At 69.0% G+C, this 21,493-nt stretch carries 20 protein-coding genes; 11 read left to right on the forward strand and 9 right to left on the reverse strand.

Annotated elements, in window-relative coordinates; all coding sequences use genetic code 11:
* Positions 1-58: 58 nt before the first annotated feature.
* Positions 59-1,126: a DUF998 domain-containing protein gene (locus tag WFM69_RS18045; protein WP_337007044.1), complete on the reverse strand. Its 1,068-nt coding sequence runs from the start codon at positions 1,124-1,126 to the stop codon at positions 59-61.
* 115 nt (positions 1,127-1,241) lie between these two features.
* On the opposite strand from WFM69_RS18045, the gene WFM69_RS18050 reads away from it, so the two are divergent.
* The 7 genes from WFM69_RS18050 (at position 1,242) to WFM69_RS18080 (ending at position 8,943) form a co-directional block, all read left to right on the forward strand.
* Positions 1,242-2,384: an AI-2E family transporter gene (locus WFM69_RS18050; RefSeq protein WP_337007045.1), complete on the forward strand. Its 1,143-nt coding sequence runs from the start codon at positions 1,242-1,244 to the stop codon at positions 2,382-2,384.
* 125 nt (positions 2,385-2,509) lie between these two features.
* Complete coding sequence (locus tag WFM69_RS18055; protein WP_337007047.1) at positions 2,510-4,204, forward strand: SulP family inorganic anion transporter; 1,695 nt, start codon at positions 2,510-2,512, stop codon at positions 4,202-4,204.
* Positions 4,204-4,875 carry a GAP family protein gene (locus tag WFM69_RS18060; protein WP_337007049.1) on the forward strand — a complete coding sequence of 224 codons (672 nt, stop codon included), beginning with the start codon at positions 4,204-4,206 and terminating at the stop codon, positions 4,873-4,875. The genes WFM69_RS18055 and WFM69_RS18060 overlap by 1 nt, the downstream gene beginning before the upstream one ends.
* 65 nt (positions 4,876-4,940) lie before the next feature.
* The gene (locus WFM69_RS18065; RefSeq protein WP_337007051.1) at positions 4,941-5,372 is read left to right on the forward strand and encodes a DUF6325 family protein; all 432 of its coding nucleotides are present in this window, start codon (positions 4,941-4,943) and stop codon (positions 5,370-5,372) included.
* Between the two features lie 16 nt (positions 5,373-5,388).
* Positions 5,389-5,727 (forward strand): SHOCT domain-containing protein, encoded by a 339-nt coding sequence (locus tag WFM69_RS18070; protein WP_337007053.1) that lies wholly within the window; start codon positions 5,389-5,391, stop codon positions 5,725-5,727.
* A 31-nt stretch (positions 5,728-5,758) separates the two neighbouring features.
* Entirely contained in the window at positions 5,759-6,475 is a 717-nt protein-coding gene (locus WFM69_RS18075; protein ID WP_337007055.1) for a GAP family protein, read from the forward strand.
* 125 nt (positions 6,476-6,600) lie between these two features.
* The gene (locus WFM69_RS18080; protein WP_337007057.1) at positions 6,601-8,943 is read left to right on the forward strand and encodes an arylsulfatase; all 2,343 of its coding nucleotides are present in this window, start codon (positions 6,601-6,603) and stop codon (positions 8,941-8,943) included.
* 31 nt (positions 8,944-8,974) lie between these two features.
* Here the strand turns inward: WFM69_RS18080 and WFM69_RS18085 are convergent, their stop codons facing one another.
* From WFM69_RS18085 to WFM69_RS18095, 3 genes are all read right to left on the reverse strand, one after another.
* Positions 8,975-11,566, reverse strand: coding sequence for a LuxR C-terminal-related transcriptional regulator (locus WFM69_RS18085; RefSeq protein ID WP_337007060.1), 2,592 nt, complete (start codon positions 11,564-11,566; stop codon positions 8,975-8,977).
* A gap of 89 nt (positions 11,567-11,655) precedes the next feature.
* Entirely contained in the window at positions 11,656-12,639 is a 984-nt protein-coding gene (locus WFM69_RS18090) for an FUSC family protein (protein ID WP_337007062.1), read from the reverse strand.
* Between the two features lie 75 nt (positions 12,640-12,714).
* Positions 12,715-14,391, reverse strand: coding sequence for a SulP family inorganic anion transporter (locus tag WFM69_RS18095; RefSeq protein WP_337007065.1), 1,677 nt, complete (start codon positions 14,389-14,391; stop codon positions 12,715-12,717).
* Positions 14,392-14,588: 197 nt separating this feature from the next.
* Here WFM69_RS18095 and WFM69_RS18100 point away from each other — a divergent pair, with 197 nt between their 5' ends.
* Genes WFM69_RS18100 through WFM69_RS18115 form a run of 4 tightly spaced genes read left to right on the forward strand, consistent with a single transcriptional unit; the run spans position 14,589 to position 17,405 of the window.
* Positions 14,589-15,419, forward strand: coding sequence for a mechanosensitive ion channel family protein (locus tag WFM69_RS18100; RefSeq protein WP_337007067.1), 831 nt, complete (start codon positions 14,589-14,591; stop codon positions 15,417-15,419).
* 53 nt (positions 15,420-15,472) lie between these two features.
* Positions 15,473-15,940, forward strand: coding sequence for a MarR family winged helix-turn-helix transcriptional regulator (locus WFM69_RS18105; RefSeq protein WP_337007069.1), 468 nt, complete (start codon positions 15,473-15,475; stop codon positions 15,938-15,940).
* Positions 15,941-15,968: 28 nt separating this feature from the next.
* Complete coding sequence (locus tag WFM69_RS18110) at positions 15,969-16,946, forward strand: zinc-binding dehydrogenase (RefSeq protein WP_337007071.1); 978 nt, start codon at positions 15,969-15,971, stop codon at positions 16,944-16,946.
* A 57-nt stretch (positions 16,947-17,003) separates the two neighbouring features.
* Positions 17,004-17,405: a RidA family protein gene (locus WFM69_RS18115; protein ID WP_337007073.1), complete on the forward strand. Its 402-nt coding sequence runs from the start codon at positions 17,004-17,006 to the stop codon at positions 17,403-17,405.
* Here WFM69_RS18115 and WFM69_RS18120 read toward each other — a convergent pair whose 3' ends face one another.
* The 5 genes from WFM69_RS18120 to WFM69_RS18140 all read right to left on the reverse strand — a co-directional run bounded on the left by WFM69_RS18120 (position 17,406) and on the right by WFM69_RS18140 (position 21,491).
* Positions 17,406-18,482: a DNA polymerase IV gene (locus WFM69_RS18120; protein ID WP_337007075.1), complete on the reverse strand. Its 1,077-nt coding sequence runs from the start codon at positions 18,480-18,482 to the stop codon at positions 17,406-17,408.
* A gap of 44 nt (positions 18,483-18,526) precedes the next feature.
* A complete protein-coding gene (locus tag WFM69_RS18125) occupies positions 18,527-18,919 on the reverse strand; it encodes a DUF1304 domain-containing protein (protein ID WP_337007077.1) in 393 nt (130 codons plus the stop codon).
* A 75-nt stretch (positions 18,920-18,994) separates the two neighbouring features.
* Positions 18,995-19,885 carry a CPBP family intramembrane glutamic endopeptidase gene (locus WFM69_RS18130; protein ID WP_337007079.1) on the reverse strand — a complete coding sequence of 297 codons (891 nt, stop codon included), beginning with the start codon at positions 19,883-19,885 and terminating at the stop codon, positions 18,995-18,997.
* Entirely contained in the window at positions 19,882-20,607 is a 726-nt protein-coding gene (gene trmB, locus WFM69_RS18135; RefSeq protein ID WP_337007081.1) for a tRNA (guanosine(46)-N7)-methyltransferase TrmB, read from the reverse strand. The genes WFM69_RS18130 and trmB overlap by 4 nt, the downstream gene beginning before the upstream one ends.
* A 44-nt stretch (positions 20,608-20,651) precedes the next feature.
* Positions 20,652-21,491, reverse strand: coding sequence for a DUF3097 domain-containing protein (locus WFM69_RS18140; RefSeq protein ID WP_337007083.1), 840 nt, complete (start codon positions 21,489-21,491; stop codon positions 20,652-20,654).
* Positions 21,492-21,493 lie beyond the last annotated feature (2 nt).

Below are 21,493 nucleotides of genomic sequence, written 5' to 3' on the forward strand. Positions count from 1 at the left end.
ATGGCACCCAAGCTAGTGGCCGCCCTCACCCCTCTCAAGGGCATCGCCCGGGTGATCTTCAGTCGTCGTCGCGTGCTCCGGCGTCGCGTTTGAGGGCGTCCGCGGTGCGGATGAACAGGATGATCCAGGTGAACACGACCGTGCCCGCGACCAGCTCCACAGCTGTGAGCGTGTAGTAGCCGACGGCGAAGAACACCGCGAGCACCAGGATCAGTAGCAGGAAGATGTAGCCCAGCAGCAGGAAGGTGCGCGAGACCCCCGGTATCCAGCGGCGGATCGCCACGATCAGCACCCCGTAGGCGACCACCATCCCCGAGGCCACGCCCGTGTGGATGCCGAAGAACCGGTCGACCGGGAACACCCCGACCAGCCCGAGGAAGATGCCCACGATCACGAGGCAGGTGCGCACGGAGGCCACCCCGCGTGGGTGGGTCGTCGGTACACCCCTGGTCGCGTAGCGGGCCAGCGTCGTCACGAGGATGCCCGCCACGATGAGCGTCAGGTTGAAGGCGCGTGCCGAGAGGTCGTCGGTCATGCCGAGCGCACTGAGGTTCTCCTTCCACCACTGCGGGTCGCTCGCGGTGAGCATGCTCGCGAGGATGCCGAGCACCAGGAACACCGCCAGCACGGTCGCCAGCAGTTGCAGGTCGAGGTGTGTCGCGGAGTAGTACGTGATGTACGCGGTCAGGGCGGCAGCGGCACCCGCGAGCATCAGGACCGGGATCGGGTAGACGGTGGCTCCGATGAGCCCCGCCTCCACGATCGTCGCGGCGAGGGTCCACCCCAGCAGCGCGATCATGGCATGAGCGAACGCGAAGGCCCCGATGTCGATGTAGTCGAGCACGCCGAGTCGACGGCTTCGCACCGGGTCGGCTGCGATGATGCGCCCGAGCACGAAGACCACGATCGCCGTGACGGCCGACGCGAGCGCGGCGAACTGGCCGAGCGAGTCCGGGCCGGAGATCGATGCCGGTTGCAGTCGGAACACCGCGACGGCGACGAGAGCGGCGACCACGAACGCGAAGATCGAGATCTGGAGCCCGATCGCCTCCCGCGCGCGCTCCCGCGACTCGCCGTGCGAGCGGGCGGCCGTGAGCAGGTCTCGCGGTGGGGATGTCGTCGACATGTCGACAGTGTCGTCCTCCCCGGCGAGCGGCGCTGCATGTGGTCATCCGAACCGGGCGAGGGCGCCACCGCCGCTCCGGCCGGGTGTGGTCGGCGACGGAGGCTACGCTGGCCGCGTGACCCCCACTGCTGATCCGACCGGTCCCGCGGCGAACCGGATGCTCTCGCCCAGCCTGCGCGTCCTCCTGGTGCTCGCGGCGAGCGCTGTCGCCCTCGCCGGCGTGTACTTCGTGCGAGATCTGTTCGGTCCGCTCGCCTTGGCGATCGTGATCGTGATCATCTGCGAGCCGCTGCGCCGCCCGCTCGACCGGCACGGGTGGCCCGCGTGGGCGAGCACGACGGCCGTGATCATCGTGGCGTACCTGATCCTGCTCGTGATGGGCGCGCTGCTCTGGCTCGCGGGCACGCAGTTCGCACGACTCATCGGCGACCTCGTGTCCGAGGGCGGCCTGACGCGTACGGCGGACGAGTTCGTCGGCTGGCTGCAGTCGCTGGGACTCGACGAGCAGGCCTCTGATGCCGCGGCCTCGGTGCTCGACCCGACCACGCTGTTGGCGTTGGCGGGGAGCCTGGGCAGCACGGTGCTCAGTGTTGCGACAGCGCTGTTCTTCGTGTGCGCGTACATCATCTTCATGGCGGTCGACGCCGCCCGGTACCGCCAGGCGCCCGCGCTGTTCGGCGCGACAAAGGGCGCGGTCATCGCGAGGATCACGCACCTCAACAGCGGTATCCGGCGCTACTACATCGTCAATGCGGCCTTCGGGGCGATCGTGGCGATCATCGACGGCCTGGCGCTGTGGTGGATGGGCATCCCGGCGCCGATCGTCTGGGCGATCCTGGCGTTCGTGACGAACTTCATCCCCAACATCGGCTTCGTCCTCGGGCTGGTCCCGCCCGCGATCCTCGCCTTCGTGGTCGGCGGATGGCCGCTGCTGCTCGGGGTGATCGCCGTCTACTGCGTGGTGAACGTCGTGCTGCAGGTGCTCGTGCAGCCGAAGTTCGTCAGCGACGCCGTGGATCTGAGCCTCACGCTGAGCTTCTTCTCCGTCATCTTCTGGACGTTCATCATCGGTCCGCTCGGCGCGATCCTGTCGATCCCGCTGACGCTGCTCGCCCGCGCGCTGGTGCTGGAGGGGGATCCCGGCGCGATCTGGCTGCGGTGGCTCTCCGGGGACCGCACGGCCGTTCCTCCGCCGCCCGCGCCGGAGCCCGAACCCGTCGCGCCTCCGCGCGGACGTCGCCGACGGCGGCGGGCCTGAGCACGGCTCCGCGCCGCCGGTAAATCACCAGGGGGAGGTTGACCGGCGGATCTGGTCGCCGACGCACCCACGATGGGATCGTGGACGCGAACTCGCTCAGCGGAGCGCGGCCGAAGGGAGGCGATGTGCAACGCCCACTCGCGGGGCTGACCCGAGGCAACCTCGTCACCGAGCTGACCGCCGGCGTCACCCTCCTCGCCATCGCCATCCCGCTGAACATCGGCTATGCGCAGATCGCCGGGCTTCCGCCCACTGCCGGGCTCTACGCGCTGATCGTCCCGACGATCGTGTACGCACTGGTGGTCTCGTCCCGCCAGCTGGTCGCCTCCCCCGATGCTGCTGCTGCCGCCCTCGTCGCCTCCTCGATCGGCGGGCTCGCCGCCGCGGGCAGTGCCGACTATGCGACGCTCGCGCTGGCCCAGGCGATCATCTGCGGCGTCATGTTCGTACTGCTCGCGGTGTTCAAGCTGGGCTTCCTCGCCAACTTCCTGTCGAAGCCGATACTGGTCGGTTTCGTCGGCGGTCTGGCGCTCGACATCATGGTCAGCCAGATCGCGAAGATGCTGGGCGTCTCGATCGACTCGGGCAAGGACTTCGTGGGCAAGGTCGGCGACCTGGTCGGCGGGTTCACGACGCTCAACGGCTGGTCGGTCCTGATCTCCGCGGCATCCGTCGCGGTGCTCCTGCTCGGACGACGATTCCTGCGCAGCGTCCCCTGGGCACTGATCGTGCTGATCGTCACGACGGTCGTGGTCGTGATCGCCGGCCTCGATGCGCAGGGCGTCCACGTACTCGGGGCCGTGCCGTCCGGGCCCCCGGTGCTCACCTGGCCGATGATCGACTGGACGATGTGGTTGGCGCTCGTGCCGTCGGCGATCGCGCTGACCCTGGTCACGACCGCGGAGGGACTGCTGGTGTCGCGGTCGTACGCCGAGAAGCACGGGTATCCGTTCCGCGCGAATCGCGACCTCCTGGCATTCGGCGCGGCCAACATCGCCGCCGGCGCGCAGGGCAGCTTCTCGGTGGGTTCCTCGACATCCCGCACCGCCGCCATGGATCAGGCCGGCTCCCGCACACAACTGCCCTCGCTGGTCCTCGCGGCGGGCACGCTCCTGCTGCTCCTGTTCGGCACGGCGCTGCTCGCCGACATCCCCTCCCCGGCGATCGGCGCGATCGTCGGTGTCGCGATCATCCCGCTGCTCGGGATCCGGGACTTCATCGGACTGTGGCAGAAGGACCGGTTCGAGTTCGTGATCGGCGCCGTGTGCTTCCTCGTCACCCTTCTCATCGGCTCGATCCCCGGCATCCTCGTCGCTTTCGTGCTCGCCCTCATCAATCTCGCCAAGCGCGCCTCCAATCCCGCGATCGACGTGCTCGAGTCCAGCGGCGATCCCGGCGAGTCCCTGCTCGAGGATGCCCCGGCCGGGACCGTGACCGCGCCGGGAGTGATCGTGATCCGCCTCGCCGCTCCCCTGTTCTTCGCGAACGGCGCCGTGTTCTCGAGCGCCGTGAAGGAGGCGATCCGCTCGGCGGGGCCACACACGGTCGACCATCTGGTGGTCGACATGGAAGCCGTCACCGACGTCGACATCACCGGCGCCGAGTCGTTCGAATCGCTCAAGGAGTGGTTGACGACCCAGTCGGTCTCGCTCGCCTTCAGCCGCGTGCGCCCCAACACCCTGCACCGGCTCACCGCCCTCGGCCTCCTCGACGACGAGCAGGTGTACGCGACCAACCGTGCCGCGATCACGCATCTGAGTCCCTCCGCGACGGAGCCGTCCGCCGCAGGCACATCGAACTCTGAAGGAGATGGTCGCTGATGGGTCCCGTCATCGGGGAGATCCTGCCCCTCGCCCTCGGCGTCGCGATCAGCCCGATCCCTATCATCGCCGCGATCCTCATGCTGCTCTCCCCCAGGGCGCGGGTTACGAGCGTCGGGTTCCTGCTGGGGTGGGTGATCGGCATCGTCGTGGCGGTCACCGTGTTCACGCTGCTGTCATCGATCCTCCCCGAGGACGATCCCGATGCCTCCCGCCCCATTCGCGGGGTGGTGCAGATCGTGCTCGGCCTCCTGCTGCTCCTGCTGGCGCTCTCGCAGTGGCGCAAACGCCCGAAGGCGGGCGAGGCGGCTGTGCTCCCGAAATGGATGCAGGCCATCGACACGCTCTCGTTCGTCGCGGCGTTCGGTCTCGGCTTCCTGCTGTCGGCACTGAACCCGAAGAATCTGATCATGGCGGCCGGCGCGGGTGTCGACATCGGCGGGGAGGCGCTGCCCGTCGGCTCGACCATCGTGGTGATCGCCGTGTTCACGCTGCTCGCCGCCTCGACCGTGCTCGTCCCCGTCGTGGGCTACCTGATCGCCGCCGAACGACTCCGCACACCCCTCGACGCGCTGCGCGGCTGGCTCGCCGCCGAGAACGCCGTCATCATGGCCATCCTGCTGCTCGTCATCGGCGTCTCGATGATCGGCAAGGGCATCGGCAGCTTCTAGCGCCGCTCCACTCCGCGCAAACGACACTGATCGACAAACCGACACTGATCGAAAGGAAACTGCACATGGGAAAGTCCGCATACGGCCCGATCGAGTTCTATCTCGTCGGCTTCACCGGCGATGACCCTGACCAGAGCGTCGCGGCCGCGCTCGCGGATCTGCTCGTCAATCCGAGCGTCCGCCTGCTCGACATGGTCCTCATCCGCAAATCACTCGACGGCGAGGTCGAGGTGATCGAGGTGGAGGAGGACATCACCGAGCATGGGTTCGTCGATCTCGAGATCGCCGCCGCCGGCCTCACCGGCGACGAGGACATCGAGGAGTTCGCCGGTCTCATCCCACCCGGAACCTCGGCTGCCCTCGTGTGTCTCGAGCTGCGCTGGGCGGCGAAGCTCGCCGCGGACCTCGCCGCATCCGGCGCGACCGTCCTCGCGGTCGAGCGGATCCCGGCCCCCGTCGTGAACGCCCTCGTCGACGTCGTCGACTCCGGAGAGTGAGACGACGATGCCGCTGATGAGACGGTTCGGCCGCCCCGGTCTGCTCGGCCTCGCCGCGCGCACCGCGGTCGTCGCAGGTACGGCCACCGCCGTATCCGGCGGGATGATGCGCCATCAGCAGCGCAAGTCCCAGGCCGAGTACGAGCAGGAGCAGTACGAGGCCGCGCAGCAGCAGGCGGCGATCGATTCCGCTGCGGCGTCTGCGGTCGCATCGGCACCGGCCGCGAGCGCTCCCCCGGCTGCGGCAGGTGGCACCGACCTCGTGGGCGAGCTGCAGAAGCTCGCGGCGCTGCGCGATTCCGGGGCACTGACCGCGCAGGAGTTCGACGCGGCGAAGGCCCGACTCCTGGGCTGAGCACCGACGAACGCAGGGACAGGACGAAAACATGGGCGAACTGATCCTCGCGCTCGTCCCGGTCGCGCTCGGCGTGGTGCTGAGTCCGCTGGCGATCATGGCGCTGGTGGCGGTGCTGCTCTCGCGCAACGCCAGGATGAACGGCATCGCCTACCTCATCGGATGGTTCGTGGGGCTCGCGGGACTCATGGCGCTGTTCCTCTGGCTGTTCCCCGTGCTGGAGGTGCACGCGATCGGGGAACCGCCCCTCTGGGTGGCGATCGTGCGCGTGCTCCTCGGCCTGTTCCTGGTCTCGGCCGCTGTCTGGGTGTACCGCAAGGGACGCGTGCACATCGCCCGGATGGCGGCGGCGTCGTCGCCGCACGACGTCGTGGCGGCATCGCCCCAGCTTCCGGGCTGGCTGCATTCGGTGGAGTCGTTCCGTCCAGGGCGCACTCTCCTGCTCGGCGTGGGTCTGTTCGTGTTGAACCCCGTCGATGCCTCGTGTGCGATCCTCGCCGCCCTTGACATCTCGCTGTCGGACGTCGGCGCGACCGCAGGCGCGTGGGTGGCGATCGCGTTCGTCGTGATCGGCACGCTTCCGATCGCGCTTCCCGTGCTGTATGTCGTGCTCCGCGGTGCCGAAGCACAGCCGCTCCTCGACCGGGTGCGCACCTGGATCGCCGGCAATACGCACGTGCTCAACGCCGCATTGCTCCTCGTGATCGGCGCACTGCAGCTGGAGAAGGGAATCGCCGCCCTGCTCTGACCGCCCCGACCCCCAGAGAGATCACCCGGATGAAGGGCCCCGGCACCCGGTGACCGCGAACCCGCCCCGCAGTACGTTGACATCGACCGTCACGTGCCTCGTTGAATGAGATGAAGGAGACCGACATGGCCCGCGAATTCCAGGGCAAGATCGAACTCGACGTCCGTGACTCGGTCGCGGACTGGGATGCTTTCCTCCCCGACAAGCCGCCGGCCGGAGCGCCCAACGTGCTGGTGGTCCTCTATGACGACACCGGCATGGCCGCATGGTCGCCGTACGGCGGACGCATCAGCATGCCCACGATGGATCGCCTCGCCCAGAACGGCCTCACCTACTCGCAGTGGCACACCACGGCGCTGTGCTCGCCCACCCGCTCGACCTTCCTGACCGGGCGGAACCACCATCAGAACGGGTTCGCGACCATCTCCGAGTCGTCTACCGGTTTCCCCGGGTACAACTCGCACATCCCCGACTCGAACGTCACCATGGCCCACGTGCTGCGAGACGCGGGATGGTCCACCTTCTGGGTGGGCAAGAACCACAACGTGCCGATCGACGAGTGGACCGCCGGAGCGTCGAAGAAGCACTGGCCTCTCGCGCAGGGATACGACCGCTTCTACGGGTTCATCGGCGGCGAGACCAACAACTGGTACCCGTCGCTCGCGGAGGACAACCACTACATCGACCAGCCGTACCTCCCTGAACAGGGGTACCACCTGTCGAAGGACCTCGCCGACCAGGCGTTGAAGATGATCCGCGACGTCAAGCAGACCGAGCCGGAGAAGCCGTGGTACCTGTGGTTCTGCCCCGGCGCCAACCACGCCCCGCACCACGCTCCGCAGGAGTACATCGACAAGTACAAGGGCATGTTCGACGACGGCTACGAGGCGTATCGCGACTGGGTGCTCGCGCGGATGGTCGAGAAGGGCATCCTCCCCGCAGACACCGCGCTCACCGCCATCAACCCGATGCCTGTCGGCACCTTCTCCCCCGCGGACGAGGTGCGACCGTGGAACTCGCTGAACGACGAGGAGAAGGCGATGTTCTCCCGTATGGCGGAGGTGTACGCGGGCTTCAGCGAGTACACCGACGCCCAGGTCGGGCGCATCGTCGACTACCTCGAGGAGTCGGGGCAGCTCGACAACACGCTGATCATCTATTGCGCCGACAATGGGGCATCCGGAGAGGGCAGCCCGAACGGCTCGGTGAACGAGGGCAAGATCTTCGGCGGTTACCCGGACGACGAGGAAGAGAACCTCCGTATGGTCGACAAGCTCGGCTCGCCGGATACCTACAACCACTACCCGACCGGGTGGGCGACGGCGTTCTCGACGCCGTACAAGATGTTCAAGCGCTACACCTATCAGGGTGGCGTGTGCGACCCGCTCGTGATCCACTGGCCCGCCGGGATGAAGGCCCGGGGTGAGGTGCGCCACCAGTACCACCACTCCACCGACATCGTTCCGACCATCCTCGAGGCCTGCGGCGTGGAGTTCCCCGATGTCTACAACGGCGTCAGGCAGACGCCGCTCTCCGGAGTGTCGATGACCTACTCGTTCGACGCCGCGCCGGACGGCCAGACCGAGAAGACGACCCAGTACTACGAGATGTTCGGACAGCGCGGCATATGGCACGAGGGATGGAAAGCCGTCACCGTGCACGGTCCGGTCAGCGGCAAGAGCCACTTCGATGACGACGAGTGGGAGCTCTACCACACGGACGTCGATCGGGCAGAGGCCACGAACCTCGCCGCGGAGCACCCCGACAAGGTGGAGCAGCTGAAAGAGCTGTGGATGCGGGTCGCCAAGGAGAACGATGTCCTGCCGCTCAACGACCTGCAGATCATCGGCAACCCGAAGGACTACGAGACTTTCCTCACCATGGAATTCCACCAGCCCGCGCCGCCTTCGGGACAGTTCATCTACTATCCCGGCACCACCGAAGTGCCGGAGCGTTCGGCCGCGAACGTCCACGGCGTCTCGTACAAGATCGCCGCGGAAGTGGAGTTCACGCCCGACACCGAGGGGGTCATCTTCGCGAACGGCTCGCGCTTCGGAGGGCACGCTCTGGTCGTGAAGGACGGGCAGGTGCACTACGTGTACAACTTCCTCGGCATCCCTCCGGAGGACCACGTCTCGGCTCCGGTTCCGACATCCGGGAAGCACATCATCGGGGTCGAGTTCACCAAGGAGGGGATGGGTCAATATCGTGAGGGCACCGGGCCCGTGAAGCTCTACATCGACGACCAGCTGGTCGGCGAGAAGCAGATCCGTACCGTGCTCGGGCACTTCTCGCTCTGCGGCGAAGGTCTGACGATCGGGCGGGACAGCGCCGACCCGGTCTCATCCCTCTACGGATACGGGTTCGACTTCACCGGCGGCGAGATCACGAAGGTCGTGTTCGATGTCGCCGACGACGCCTACCTCGACCTGGAGGCGCACCTGGCGGCGGCCATGGCGCGCGACTGAGCGCCCCGCACGGCACAGCGGCCGCGTACGCTCACTCGATCCCGAGTGCGTGCGCGGCCGCTGTCACGCCGTCCCGGTCGGAGACGCCGAGCTTGCGATAGATGTTGCGTACGTGCGTCTTCACCGTGTTCGGGGAGATGTACTCCTGCTGCGCGATCTGGCGGAGCGTGGCGTTATGGCTGAGCGCCGCGAGCACGATGCGTTCACGCTGCGTGAGTGCCTCATCGACGATGATCCCGGCGGCGGCCAGACACTCGCGCACGCGATCGGCGAACCGGGAGCGAGTCGCACCGGTCTCTCGGGCGGCGAGGAGACGTGCCACGGCGGGTCCGGCCGCGGCGAACCGGCGGATGTGCTCCTCCGGCTCGGCGAGGGACAGCGCCGATGCCAGCGCCGCCTGAGCCTCGTCGGCCCGACCGGCACGGGCATCCAGTCCCGCGGCCACCAGCCAGGCATCCACCATCGACGCGGGCAGCAGGCACCGGGTGGCGCCCGCGAGCACCGGGGTCAGCAACGCGCGTGCAGTCTCGTCGTCGTCGTCATGCAGGGCGGCGATGGCGCGCAGGACCGATGCCTCGCCCGTACCGCCGAGCAGGGCATCGGTGCCGGCGAGGAAGCGGTCGCGCAGCGTCGGCTCGTGCAGCCGGTCGAAGGCGTGCACCGCGAACGAGCCGATCATCGCGTACCAGTGCACCGGAAGGGGCATGTCGTCACGCGGAACGAGGTTGTCGAAGAGCGCGACTGCGGCGGCATGCGGATCCGCGGCGGACTCGGCATTCAGCAGCGCGATCATGGCGCGCAGACCCCGGGCGATGGCCAGCTCGGGGCTGCTCTCGATGACGGCGCTGATCGTCTGCAGCGCTCGGTCCGTGTCGACCGCGACCATGCGCTCGTACGGCACCCAGTAGCGCCAGACCCTCGTCACCTCGTAGAACGAGTTCACCGGCTCACCCAGCGCGTGCCAGCGCTCGTCCAGGACCGCACCGGACGCCAGCACCTCATGCATCCGACCCCGGAACAGGTCACCCGTGTTCAGGATCGCTGCGGCCTGCAGCTCTGCCGCGGCGGCTCCCGTCGCACGCGCGTGGTCTCCGGCGAACCGTGCGAACTGCTCGGCGCGGTCCAGGTGACCGATGTACAGCTCCCCCATGGCCGCCTGGAGGAAGGCGTACGTGTCGAGCTGAGACTCGCCGGTGACGACGTCGAGCACAGGATCCAGTCGATCCAGTGCCTGGGCGATCCCCCCACGGCGCAGGGCCGTGTGCAGATCGAGGCCGGTCTGCCACCGACGGAACACCGCCGATTCGTCCTCGGACTGCGGTGAAGCGAGCACCGCAGCGGCGGGCGACGCATCGCCGAGAGCGAGCTCCGCCGCAGCGATGAGCATCTGCACGGAGGGGTCCGTCAGCAGCGGGTGCGGGATCCGCGCCGTGGCCGCGAGGACCTCGTCCGCGTGCCCCATCAGGATCAGCTGCATGCCGCATCGACGCAGGATGAGCGAGATGCACACCCCGTCGCCGCTGCGCATGGCATGCGTGAGCGCGGGAAGGTACTCCTGCTCCTGGGCGAACCACTCCGCCGCGGACTTCTCGAGCGCCTCCCGCAGCGCGGGCCCGCGGTCCGCCAACCGCGCGGAGAGGAACTCCCGCAGCAGCGGGTGATAGTGATAGCGGGCCGGCTCATCGCCGCTCCGGCTGATCAGGACGTTGAGCCGGAACAGCCGCTCGATCAGCACGGTCGCGGGCGCACCTCGGGAGAGGCGATACGCGAGCTCCGGAGTGAACCACTCCGGCACCGACGTCAGCTCGAGGAACTCGCGGAGCTCGTCGTCCAGATCGACGAAGACCTCCTCCGCGAAGTAGTCCATCACCAACGGGGAGTCGCCGTGCAGTGGCAGATCGGCGACGAAGCGATCGTGCAGTGCCGCGAGCTCCAGCAGTCGGAGTCCGGCCGCCCAGCCCGCCGTGCGCTGCAGAACCGTGGTGATCTCTCCTTGAGAGAGGCTCACCCCCCGGGCTCGGAAGTAGGTGCGCACCTCGGCGGGTGTGAACGCCAGGTCGTGGTTGTCGAGCTCCAGCGCGATACCGGCGATGCGTCGGCGGGCGAGCGGGATCATCCGTGTCCCGCGACCGGAGAGCACGACATGCGCGTTCCCGGGAACGGCATGCACGAAGGCCGACAGCATGTCGGCGAGCCGGTTCGTCTCGATGAGGTGCATGTCGTCGATGACGATGACGATCCGTCGGTCCGTCGCGCGGAGCGCCCGTGCGAGTGCCCTCGCGGTCTCCGTCGACCAGCCATCGGGGACCCGGTCGAGTCCGGTGCGGAGCCGATCGTCGTCGATCCTTTCCAAGGCCGTCCGCAGCAGGGAGAGGTCGTCGTCCCAGCGCTGCAGCGAGAGCCACACGACATCCGTGTCCGCGGCGGCGCCGATCACCTGCGCCCAGTGCGTGAGCAATCGGGTCTTCCCCGCACCGGCCGGCGCCGAGACGAGCGTCAGCGTCCACGGCTCGTCCATCGCCGCGGTGAGCCGCGCGAGCAGACGCGTGCGCGTCACATCACCACCGACCGCGGCGGGGATCAGAGACCTCGCCAGGTCGGAATCACGAGAATCAAGTGCCATCGGAACCCCCCGACTGGACAATCGACGCGTCGACGACCCGCTGTTGGGCAGTATGACACCGCCCGAACAGGCCCTCAAGCGACTTTCGTCTAACGAAGGGATGAAGTCGTCGCGCGCCGCGGCACCAGGGAGAGCAGCGTGGGGATCAGTGCGCCGAACAGCAGGGCGAGGCCGACTCCGATGAGGGTCTCGATCGTCCGTTCCAGGAATCGTTCGGCCGGTGGTTCCGGTGACGTGACCAGGATGAGCGTCAGCGCGAGGAACGTCGTGAATCCCGGCGCCACATACCAGCGGCTCCCCTGCGTCGCGCACATCGCCCCGATCACGACGCCCACGGTCAGCCCGATCACGATCCCACCCGGAGCGAGCACGGCCATGGCTGCGGCGACGAGCGCGCCCACGAGAACGGATACAGCCCGACCGATGCTGCGCGTGATGAGCTGTCCGCGCACCGGGCGCATGACCAGGAGCACCGCACCGGTCGCCCAGCCCACGTGCTGGAGCTCGAACACGAAGCCGAGGCACGCTGCCGCGGCGGCTGCCGTGCCCAGCAGACAGCCGTAGATCAACATCGCGCGCCCCCGCGGCGTCGGGGCAGGACTCAACGGCGGGGCATCGCGCTCGGGCCACAGGAGGCACACGAGCCAGGCGTACACCGACCCGACGGCGATGCACCCGGCGAACGCGAGGGTCACCGGCGACCAGGAGAAGCTCAGTCCGATCCCCGTCATCGGCAGCACGAGCACCAGCACCAGCTGGCCCAGACGGCCCCGCGTGGCGTTGACGCTTGCGAGCACTCCGAAGAGGAACATCGCGAGAACCGCGACGACCGGCCACATCGACAGGATCGAACCGACCAGCAGCCCCAGTGCGCTGAGCGCGCCGACCAACGGGATGATCGCCCGCCCGCGGCGGCGCGGCGGGAGCCCGAACGCCGCGGCCGGGATCACGCCGATGCCGAAGGCGACCGCGAGCGGGGTGTCGAACGGGGCGACGATCAGTGCGGGCAGGGCGAAGAGAGCGCCCAGGCCGAAGCGCGACCACCGCCACGACATCCCCGCCTGGTCATCCACCGTGAACGCCCCTTCCGCAGGACGCCGTCGCCCGCTCCCCGTGTGGGGCCAGCCTAGAGACCGATCTGCGGCTCGTCAGCGCTCGTCGCCCACTTCACCCTGGTGAAGGCCAGGCGTCGCCGATTCGCTGTGCGCGCGCAGGTCGTCGAGTCCGGCGCGCACGGAGTCGTGCAGGCGGCCGGCGGATTCGAGGCCCGAGAACCAGGGCGTGCGGCGGGCGACGGCGGCGCCCGACTCCGGAAGCGCGGCGATGTGCAGCACGACGCCGAGCTGGGTCAGCTCGCGGTCGAGGTTCTCCAGCGCCTCGAGCACCGTGATCGTCATCACCTCCTGCTGCTTCAGTCCCAACACCAGGGCATTCACGGGCTCCTGCTGGGCGGTGACCAGATCGAGGATCGCGCGTTCGTTCGCCATTGCGTTCGCGGTGTAGAGACCGCGCTCGAGATGAATCCCGAGGGCTTCGCCGGCACGTCCGACGACCGTGAGCTTCGGGACGTTGAGCTCGCGCAGCACCAGGATCAGCGTCACGACCACGCCGATCGCGACGGCGGGCAACAACCCCGCGGTGAGACCGAGGACAGCGACGGACAGCGCGATCCAGAAGTCCACGCGGCTGATGCGCGCCCACCGCACCAGCTCCGGGATGTTGATGAGCCCCGCGACCGCGACGAACACCATGGCGGCGAGCGTCGCCTCCGGGAGGAGGCTCAGCACGGGGCCGAGGAAGAGCGCGACGAGTACGGCGAGCACGACGGTGATGACCGTGGCCACCTGCGAACGTGCCCCCGCGTTCTGGTTCACGGCGCTCTGAGAGAAGCCGCCGGCGGCGGGCATCGTCCCGAAGAATGCGCCGACGGTGTTCGCCGCCCCTGTCGCGAACAACTCCTGGTTGCTGTCGATCGGCGGCTCCGTCGCCGTGCGCAGGCTGCGTGCGACAGCGGCTGATTCGAGGAACGCCATCACGGCGATTGCGAGGGCACCGGGGGCGAGCGTCGTCGCCAGAGCGAGGTCAGGGACGCCGGGGGTGGGGAGCCCGCTCGGGACGGCAGCGATCAGATCCACACCCGCCTCGTCGATGCCGGCCAGCCAGACCAGGAGGATGCCGCCGATCACGACGACGAGTGTGCCGGGGACCTTCGGGGCGAAGCGCTTGAGCAGGAGCAGGACCGCGATCGACCCGACCGACAGCGCGACGGTGGGCCAGTTCACGCTGTCGAAGGCCTGCCCGACCGCCGCCACCGCACGGAAGAAGCCGTGGCCGGAGAAGTTGTCGCTCTCCCCCAGCAGCTTCGGCAGCTGACCGAGCGCGACCGTCGCCCCGACGCCGATCTTGAGTCCGAGCACCGTTGCGCCGCTGATGTTCTCGACCAGGGAGCCGAGTCGGCACAGCCGTGCGATCAACAGGATCACGCCGACCAGGAGCGTCAGCATCATCAGGGCCCCGATGGCGTCGTCGGCTCCCGCGGCCACGCCCGCGGACACGAGCGTCGTCGCGGTCAGCGTCGCGATCGTCGAGGTCGTCGAGACGCTCATCGCCCGGCTGCCGCCGAGGAACGCGTAGACGAGCATCGGGAGGATGCAGGTGTACAGGCCGACCTGCACCGGCAGGTTCGCAATGGTGGCGTAGGCCATCGCCTGCGGAATCACCACGGCTCCGGCAGAGAGGCCGGCCACGATGTCGCGGAGGATCCACGTCCGCTGGTACCCCTGGAGGGTGCTGAACAACCAGGAGGGTCGTGTCGTCGTGGTCATCGGGGCCTCCTCGTCGGATCGAGTGAAGCGTACTGCGCGCCGCGGGCGGCACACCCGGGATCCCGTCGGACCGACGGTCGGCTCACCCTGGTGAACTCGCGCCACGAGCGGTGCGGGATTCCGGGTGAGGCGGGTATCGTCCGACGCATCCGTCGGATTCGCAACCTCCTGCCCCACCTCGAGAAGGGTCGCGCCGGGTGAACCTCCAGGACCTCTTCTCGTCGGACATCGACTGGTGGCAGCTGCTCATCGCGCTTCTCGTCGCCGTGACGACACTGGTCGTCTCCCGCCTCGCCCGCAAGGGGATCCTCGCGCTCATGCGGCGAGCGCCCGGTGTGACCGAGCCGGTGGCGACGTTCGTGTCCCGGTTCGTGGGGTACGCGGTGCTCCTCCTCGGGCTCGGGATCGCTCTCGCGGTCCTCGGCGCGAACATCCAGCCGCTGTTGGCGATCGCCATCGTGCTCGCCGTCATCGCCGTGCTGGTACTGCGTGGCGTCGCCGACAACTTCGCGGCGGGGGTGCTCCTGCAGGCGCGACAGACCGTCAAGGTCGGCGACGAGGTCGTGGTCGACGGCCCGGACGGTGCGCTCACCGGAACCGTGACCGAGCTCAACGCGCGCTCCGTGCTGCTGCTCACGGTGGACGGACGGACGGTGCACGTGCCGAATGCGCGACTGCTCGCCGATCCGTTGATCAACGACTCGTCGCACGGCGCGCGTCGCAGCGAGGTACAGGTGCGGGTCCGGCATGGCGGGGCGGCACTCGACGACGTGGTCGACGTGGTCTCCCGTGCTGCCGCGACGGCAGAGGGTGTGCATCATCGCGAGATCGTGCGCGCGCTCATCACAGGCGTGAGCGACTCCCGCTTCACCATCCGTCTGCAGTACTGGCACCACCCGCTGCACGGCGCTGTCACGACCTCCGGGGTTGTGGTCGCGGTCTCGGCGGCGCTCGCGGACGCCGGATGGACCGGCACCGTCACGAGCGAGCCGGGCGCGCCACCTCTGGTGCCGCCGGAGGCCGTGTGACTCTTCCGTGTATGTGAATTGTGCACAATCAAATTGTGTGCAATGGTTTATGGATGCCGATGACCGACGAGCTGGCGTGCTTCTCCCTCTACTCCGCCGCCCGGGCGACGACGCAGGCGTACCGCGCCCTCCTCGCCCCCTGGGGCCTGACGTACCCGCAGTACCTCGTGCTCGCGGCGCTCTGGCTCGACGGCGACCAGACGATCGGATCCCTGGGCGACGTCATGCGACTCGACTCGGGAACCCTCTCGCCGCTGGTTCGCCGCCTCGAACAGGCCGGTCTGGTCGTCAAGACCCGCAGCGGGTCCGATGAGCGCGTCGTCACCGTCGCGCTGACCGACAGGGGCCGGGCGCTGCGCAGCGAGGTCGCCCCGATCCACGCCACGATCGCCGAGGTCTCCGGCCTCCACGACGACACCCGCCGCCGGCGACTCATCGCCGAGCTGCAGGACATCACCACCCGCCTCCAGCAGGCCACCTCCGAGCTCAGCGCGGCGACGCGCAGCGACGACAGCCGCTGACCCGGCCCCACAGAACGGAAGAACCACCATGCGCGCACTCATCCACGACACCTTCGGAGCTCCCGAAGACGTCCTCCACCTCGAGGACCGTCCGCTCCCGGAACCGGGGGCAGGCCAGGTCCGCCTGCGGGTCGTGCTCTCCCCCATCCACAACCACGATCTGTGGACGGTCCGGGGCACCTACGGCTTCACGCCCGCACTTCCCGCTCCGTCCGGCACGGAAGCGCTCGGCGTCGTCGATGCCATCGGGGACGGTGTCGAGCACCTCGCCGTGGGTCAGCGCGTCGCGACGGGCGGAACGTTCGGCGCCTGGGCCGAGTACATCGTGGCGAACGCCGCCGGACTCGTCCCGGTTCCCGACGCGCTCCCCGATGAGATCGCCGCACAGCTCGTCTCGATGCCGTTCAGCACCATCACCCTGCTCGATTTCCTCGGAGTGAGCGAGGGCGAGTGGATCGTGCAGAACGCCGCCAACGGCGCGGTCGGCCGGATGCTCGCGCAGCTGGGTGCCGCGCGCGGGGTCAACGTCGTCGGTCTGGTGCGCCGCACCGCCGGGGTCGAGGAGCTGCGCGCTCAGGGCATCGAGCGCGTCGTCGCGACTGACCAGGGCGACTGGGAGCAGCAGGTCGCCGCCCTCACCGGAGGTGCACCGATCGTCGCGGGCGTCGACTCGGTCGGCGGCGCTTCGGCTGGCCAGGTGCTCTCGCTCCTGGCCGAGGGAGGCACCTTGGTCGCCTTCGGCGCCATGGACTCGCCGACCATGGAGATCGCCTCCTCCGATGTGATCTTCAAGCAGGCCACCGTGAAGGGCTTCTGGGGCAGCAAGGTGATCCCCGCGCTCGACCCGACGACGCGCAGTGCGCTGTTCGGCGAGCTGTTCCAGCGCCTGGCGGATGGCTCGCTCACTCTCCCCGTCGCCGGAGTCTTCGATGCCGCGGACATCCGCGATGCCGTCCAGGCGAGCAACACGCCAGGACGCGTGGGCAAGGTGCTGCTGCGCTTCTGACCGCCTCCGCGCCGGATCGGGGTTCCCGATGTCCGTCCCCGGGAGCAGAGTGTGCGCATGGAGATCACACTCGCTCAACCAGAGGGACTCGTCGTGAGCCCCGCATTCAGTCACGTCGCGGTGGTGCCCCCGGGCGCCACGACGATCTACGTCGGCGGCCAGAACGGCGTCGATGCCTCGGGATCCGTCGTCTCGTCCGATGCCGGCGAGCAGTCGCTCCGCGCGGTGGAGAACGCCAGGATCGCCCTCGAGTCGGCCGGTGCCGGTCTCGACGACGTGATCAGCTGGACCGTCCTGATCCATCAGGAGGCCGATCTGCGCGCCGCCTACGGAGCGGTGGCGGCACGTCTCGCTCGCGACGGCGCACCACCGCTCGTCACCGCGGCGATCGTCGCCGGGCTCGGCGTGCCGGGTGCGCTCATCGAGGTGAGCGCGGTGGCGGCCGTCATCCGCGACTGATCAGATCCGGCCCCGCACGGGCGTCCGTTCGGAGCCATCCGCGTCGTCGGGCATCGTCATCTCCGCGCGCACGCCCAGGAGGCGCACCTCGCGGGTGGCGTCGAGGCTCTCGCCGAGCGCGACGGCCGCGGCGACGAACACCTCGCTCTCGGTGGTCGGATGGGCGAGCTTCCGGCCGATCGTCTTGGTCTCGAACGGCGCGTATCGCACCTTGAGGTGCACCCGCACGACCGGTCTGCCTTCTGCGGCACAGTCGTCGAAGGCCTGCGCGGCGAGCTCCGCGATCGCGGCCTCGACCTGCTCCGGCGCGGTCAGGTTCTCCTGATAGGTCGTCTCGCGGCTGTGGCTGCGCGCGACCCAGGGCGTGTCATCGACGACACGTGGCCCTTCCCCGGAGCCGAGCCCGTGGTACCAGACGCCCATGCGCGGTCCGAACTCCTCCACGAGCACCCGATCGTCCGCATCGGCCAGTTCCTGCACCGTGCTGATGCCGTGATCCGCCAGCCGCTTCTGCACCTTCGACCCGACGCCCCACAGGTCCCGAGTCGGCTTCTCCCCCATGACCTCGAACCAGTTGTCCTCCGTCAGCCGGAACACGCCACCAGGCTTCCCGAACTCGGTCGCGATCTTGGCGCGCACCTTGTTGTCGCCGATGCCGACCGAACAGTGCAGCTCGGTGGCGGCCAAGACGGCCGCCTGCGCGGCTCGGGCGACCTGTTCCGGATCATCGGTGGTCACGCCGAGGAAGCACTCGTCCCACCCGACGACCTCGAGCACCAGGTCCGGGAGCGACCGCAGCGCGGCCATCACCTCTCCCGAGGCGACCGCGTACGCCTCATGATCGACGGGGAGGAACACCGCGTCCGCGGGCGCCTTGCGGGCTGCGATCTTGAGCGGCATCCCCGAGCCGATGCCGAACGTCCGCGCCTCGTACGATGCCGTCGACACGACCGCGCGCTCCGTGGGATCGCCTCGGCCTCCCACGATCACTGGACGGCCGGCGAGCTCCGGCCTGCGCAGAATCTCGACCGCGGCGATGAACTGATCCATGTCCACGTGCAGCACCCAGTCGGCCATGCAACGAGTGTGACGGCTGCGGGCGTGGATGTCACCCCTTGCGCTCAGGCGAGCGAGACGCCGATCGCGGTGGCGATCACGGCCAGCAGCGGCAGGGTCCCCTGCATCGTGGCGGCTCTGAGCTTGGAGCGATCGGAGAGGACCAGCACGAGTGCGGCGGCGAGCATCATGCCCGTTCCGGCGAAGACGAGCGTCAGCCCGACGGTCGGGGAGCCGACGATGACGAGGCCGATTCCGAGAAGTGCCGTCAGCGCGAGGAACAGGTTGTAGAAGCCCTGGTTGAAGGCGAGCTGCTTCATGGTGATGGCGTCCGCTTCGGAGGGCACGCCGAAGATCTTCCGCGTCTCCGGCTCCGTCCACCGCAGTGACTCGAGGGCGAAGATGAAGACGTGGAAGGCGGCCGCTGCTGCGGCGAGGACGAGACCGACGATGAGCATGCGCTGATTCTCCCGGTCGGGACGCCACGGGGCAAGCCAGCACGCCCACGCCTCCCTTCAACTCAGCGCGGAACCTCAGACCAGGAAGATCGGCAGGAGGCCGGGGTTGTGTGCGTGCACGAGGACGGCGAACACGACGGCGTCGAAGAGCAGGTGCACCGTCACGACGTAGGCGAGGGAGTGCGTGCGCAGGAAGATGTACCCCTGCAGCAGGGCGAACGGGATCGTGAGGAGCGGACCCCACTCGCGATAGCCGAGCTCCCACAGGAACGACACGAACACGATCGCCTGCAGCAGGTTGGCCGCGAGGTCGGGGAAATGGCGACGCAGCAGCGCGAACACCGTGCAGATGAAGAACAGCTCGTCCCAGATACCGACCGCGCCGACGCCGACGAAGAGCCGGGCGATCAGCTCGGGCGTGTCGACGACCGGCCAGTTCTGGTAGACGCCGCTGGTGATGAAGTAGAAGGGCAGGATCAACCACCCCAGGACCAGCACCGCGACGAGCCAGCCCCATTGCAGCCGCCCCCAGCGTCGGCGCGTCCGCCACGGGAAGCCGATCGCACGATCGCGATACACGAACCGCGAGATCAGATACGGAACGGCGACCGCCCCGCCGAGAGCGAGCGTGAACCGCAGCATCGCGAGGTTGTCGAGCTCCGCGGCGAGCGGGATGACGCTCACGATCAGCAGGCCCACCGCGATCAACGACAGATCCCTCGTGAGCGACGGAGGTCGGGGCGCACCGACCACGCGCGCGCTCTCCCGCCTCGCCCCGACGGTCACGATCGGGGCTTCCACCGGCCGATTCCGCTCGATCAGCCAGGCGACACCGATCCCCACGGCCAGGAGCGCCCAGCCCAGCCAGGGAATCTCCAACACGAAGAACGCGGGAGCGGCAGCGCACACGAGCAGCGCGGGAACAAGATCCGCACGCAGCGCTGTCTTGCGCCGCACGTCGGTCACACGCGGGCCCGGCGTCGATAGACGAGGTCGCGGATGTCCCGGCCCTTCGCGATTCCCTTGCGCTCGAACGCGGTCATCACGCGGCCGTCGAAGCGCTCCGCCCACTCGCCCTCGAACGCGCGCTCGAACAGCGGCTCGGCGTCGAGGACCTCACGCATCTGCAGCGCGTAGTCCTCCCAGTCGGTCGCGAGGCGCAGCAGTCCGCCGTCGCGCAGCGCCTTCGCCGCGGTGTCGCCGAAGCCCGGACGCACGAGTCGACGCTTGGTGTGCTTCTTCTTGTGCCACGGGTCGGGGAAGAAGATCCACACCTCGCGGGCGGCGGCGTCGGGCAGATACGACGACAGCACCTCGGGAGCGTTCGCCTCGACCACGCGCAGGTTGCGGGCACCCGCACGGTCGGCGTCGAGCATGGTGCGGGCGAGCCCGGCGCGGAACACCTCGACGGCGAGGAAGTCGTCGTCCGGGCGCGAGGACGCCGCGGCCACGATGGCGTGTCCCTGTCCCGAACCGATCTCCACGTAGAGATCCGCCGCGCGTCCATACTCGGTGGCAGGGTCCAGCCGCGCCTCCGGGTGCACCGAGGTCCAGGCGACGTCGCGCGGGACGTCCAGGAGGTAGTGCGGGCCGAGCTCGGAGAAGGCGCGCTCCTGCGCGTCCGACATCCGGCCGCTGCGACGTACGAACGACACCGGCTCGTCTCGGAAGGTACGGGGTTCGGGCATGAATCCAGGGTAGCCGTCGCCGCCGAGGGCTCCCGCGCTGCCCGTCAGTCCGCGGGGGCGGTCACGAAGTCGATGAGCTCTTCGACGCGGCCGAGCAGCGCCGGCTCCAGGTCCCGGTAGGTGGTCACCTTCGAGAGGATGTGCTGCCAGGCGCGACCGGTGTCGCCCTGCGTCTCGTACGGCCAGCCGAAGGCCCGACAGATGCCGGTCTTCCAGTCGGTGCCGCGCGGGATCTCCGGCCACTTCGCGATCCCGAGCGCACGAGGCGTCACGCACTGCCACACATCGACGAACGGGTGACCGACGATCCGCAGATACCGCCCGTGCGGACCCCGCGAGATCGCGTCCGCGATGCGCGACTCCTTCGATCCGGGGACGAGGTGATCGACGAGCACCCCGTATCGTCGCGTCGCGCTCGGGGGCTCCGCTGCGAGGAGGTCGTCGAGCAGATCGATGCCCTGCAGGAACTCGACGGCGACGCCCTCCACGCGCAGATCCGCGCCCCACACCTTCTCGACGAGCTCGGCGTCGTGCTTGCCCTCCACGAGGATGCGGCTGGGGAGTGCGACACGGGCACGCTGGTCTGCGACGGCGAAGGACCCGGATGCGGTGCGCCGTGGCCCCTGGGCCTTCGCCGCAGGCACGACGAGCCGCACCGGGGCGCCGTCGATGAGAAACCCGCCACCGAGTGGGAACAGACGGCGACGTCCGACGCGGTCCTCCAGTTCGACGGTGCCGCCCTGCACACGCGTGACCGCGCCGCAGAATCCGTCGTCGGCCACCTCGACCACGAGGTCGGTCTCGGCCGCGACCTGCGGCACCTGCTTCGCACCGCGGTCGCGCCAGCCGGCGGCCAGCACATCCGCGCCGTACATATCGTCCATGC

The organism is Microbacterium sp. LB12 (assembly GCF_037150835.1).
Taxonomy (GTDB): Bacteria; Actinomycetota; Actinomycetes; order Actinomycetales; family Microbacteriaceae; genus Microbacterium.

What these genes read in the sequence shown, in the direction of transcription:
- WFM69_RS18125 (WP_337007077.1), bottom strand. Translation starts at nt 18,919, where the DNA reads ATGCTCATCGTCGGTCTCGTCCTCGCCGCAGCAGCGGCCGCCTTCCAC.
- WFM69_RS18045 (WP_337007044.1), bottom strand. Translation starts at nt 1,126, where the DNA reads ATGTCGACGACATCCCCACCGCGAGACCTGCTCACGGCCGCCCGCTCG.
- WFM69_RS18115 (WP_337007073.1), top strand. Translation starts at nt 17,004, where the DNA reads ATGGAGATCACACTCGCTCAACCAGAGGGACTCGTCGTGAGCCCCGCA.
- WFM69_RS18105 (WP_337007069.1), top strand. Translation starts at nt 15,473, where the DNA reads ATGCCGATGACCGACGAGCTGGCGTGCTTCTCCCTCTACTCCGCCGCC.
- WFM69_RS18070 (WP_337007053.1), top strand. Translation starts at nt 5,389, where the DNA reads ATGAGACGGTTCGGCCGCCCCGGTCTGCTCGGCCTCGCCGCGCGCACC.
- WFM69_RS18065 (WP_337007051.1), top strand. Translation starts at nt 4,941, where the DNA reads ATGGGAAAGTCCGCATACGGCCCGATCGAGTTCTATCTCGTCGGCTTC.
- WFM69_RS18140 (WP_337007083.1), bottom strand. Translation starts at nt 21,491, where the DNA reads ATGGACGATATGTACGGCGCGGATGTGCTGGCCGCCGGCTGGCGCGAC.
- WFM69_RS18085 (WP_337007060.1), bottom strand. Translation starts at nt 11,566, where the DNA reads ATGGCACTTGATTCTCGTGATTCCGACCTGGCGAGGTCTCTGATCCCC.
- WFM69_RS18080 (WP_337007057.1), top strand. Translation starts at nt 6,601, where the DNA reads ATGGCCCGCGAATTCCAGGGCAAGATCGAACTCGACGTCCGTGACTCG.
- WFM69_RS18075 (WP_337007055.1), top strand. Translation starts at nt 5,759, where the DNA reads ATGGGCGAACTGATCCTCGCGCTCGTCCCGGTCGCGCTCGGCGTGGTG.
- WFM69_RS18110 (WP_337007071.1), top strand. Translation starts at nt 15,969, where the DNA reads ATGCGCGCACTCATCCACGACACCTTCGGAGCTCCCGAAGACGTCCTC.
- trmB (WP_337007081.1), bottom strand. Translation starts at nt 20,607, where the DNA reads ATGCCCGAACCCCGTACCTTCCGAGACGAGCCGGTGTCGTTCGTACGT.
- WFM69_RS18095 (WP_337007065.1), bottom strand. Translation starts at nt 14,391, where the DNA reads ATGACCACGACGACACGACCCTCCTGGTTGTTCAGCACCCTCCAGGGG.
- WFM69_RS18060 (WP_337007049.1), top strand. Translation starts at nt 4,204, where the DNA reads ATGGGTCCCGTCATCGGGGAGATCCTGCCCCTCGCCCTCGGCGTCGCG.
- WFM69_RS18120 (WP_337007075.1), bottom strand. Translation starts at nt 18,482, where the DNA reads ATGGCCGACTGGGTGCTGCACGTGGACATGGATCAGTTCATCGCCGCG.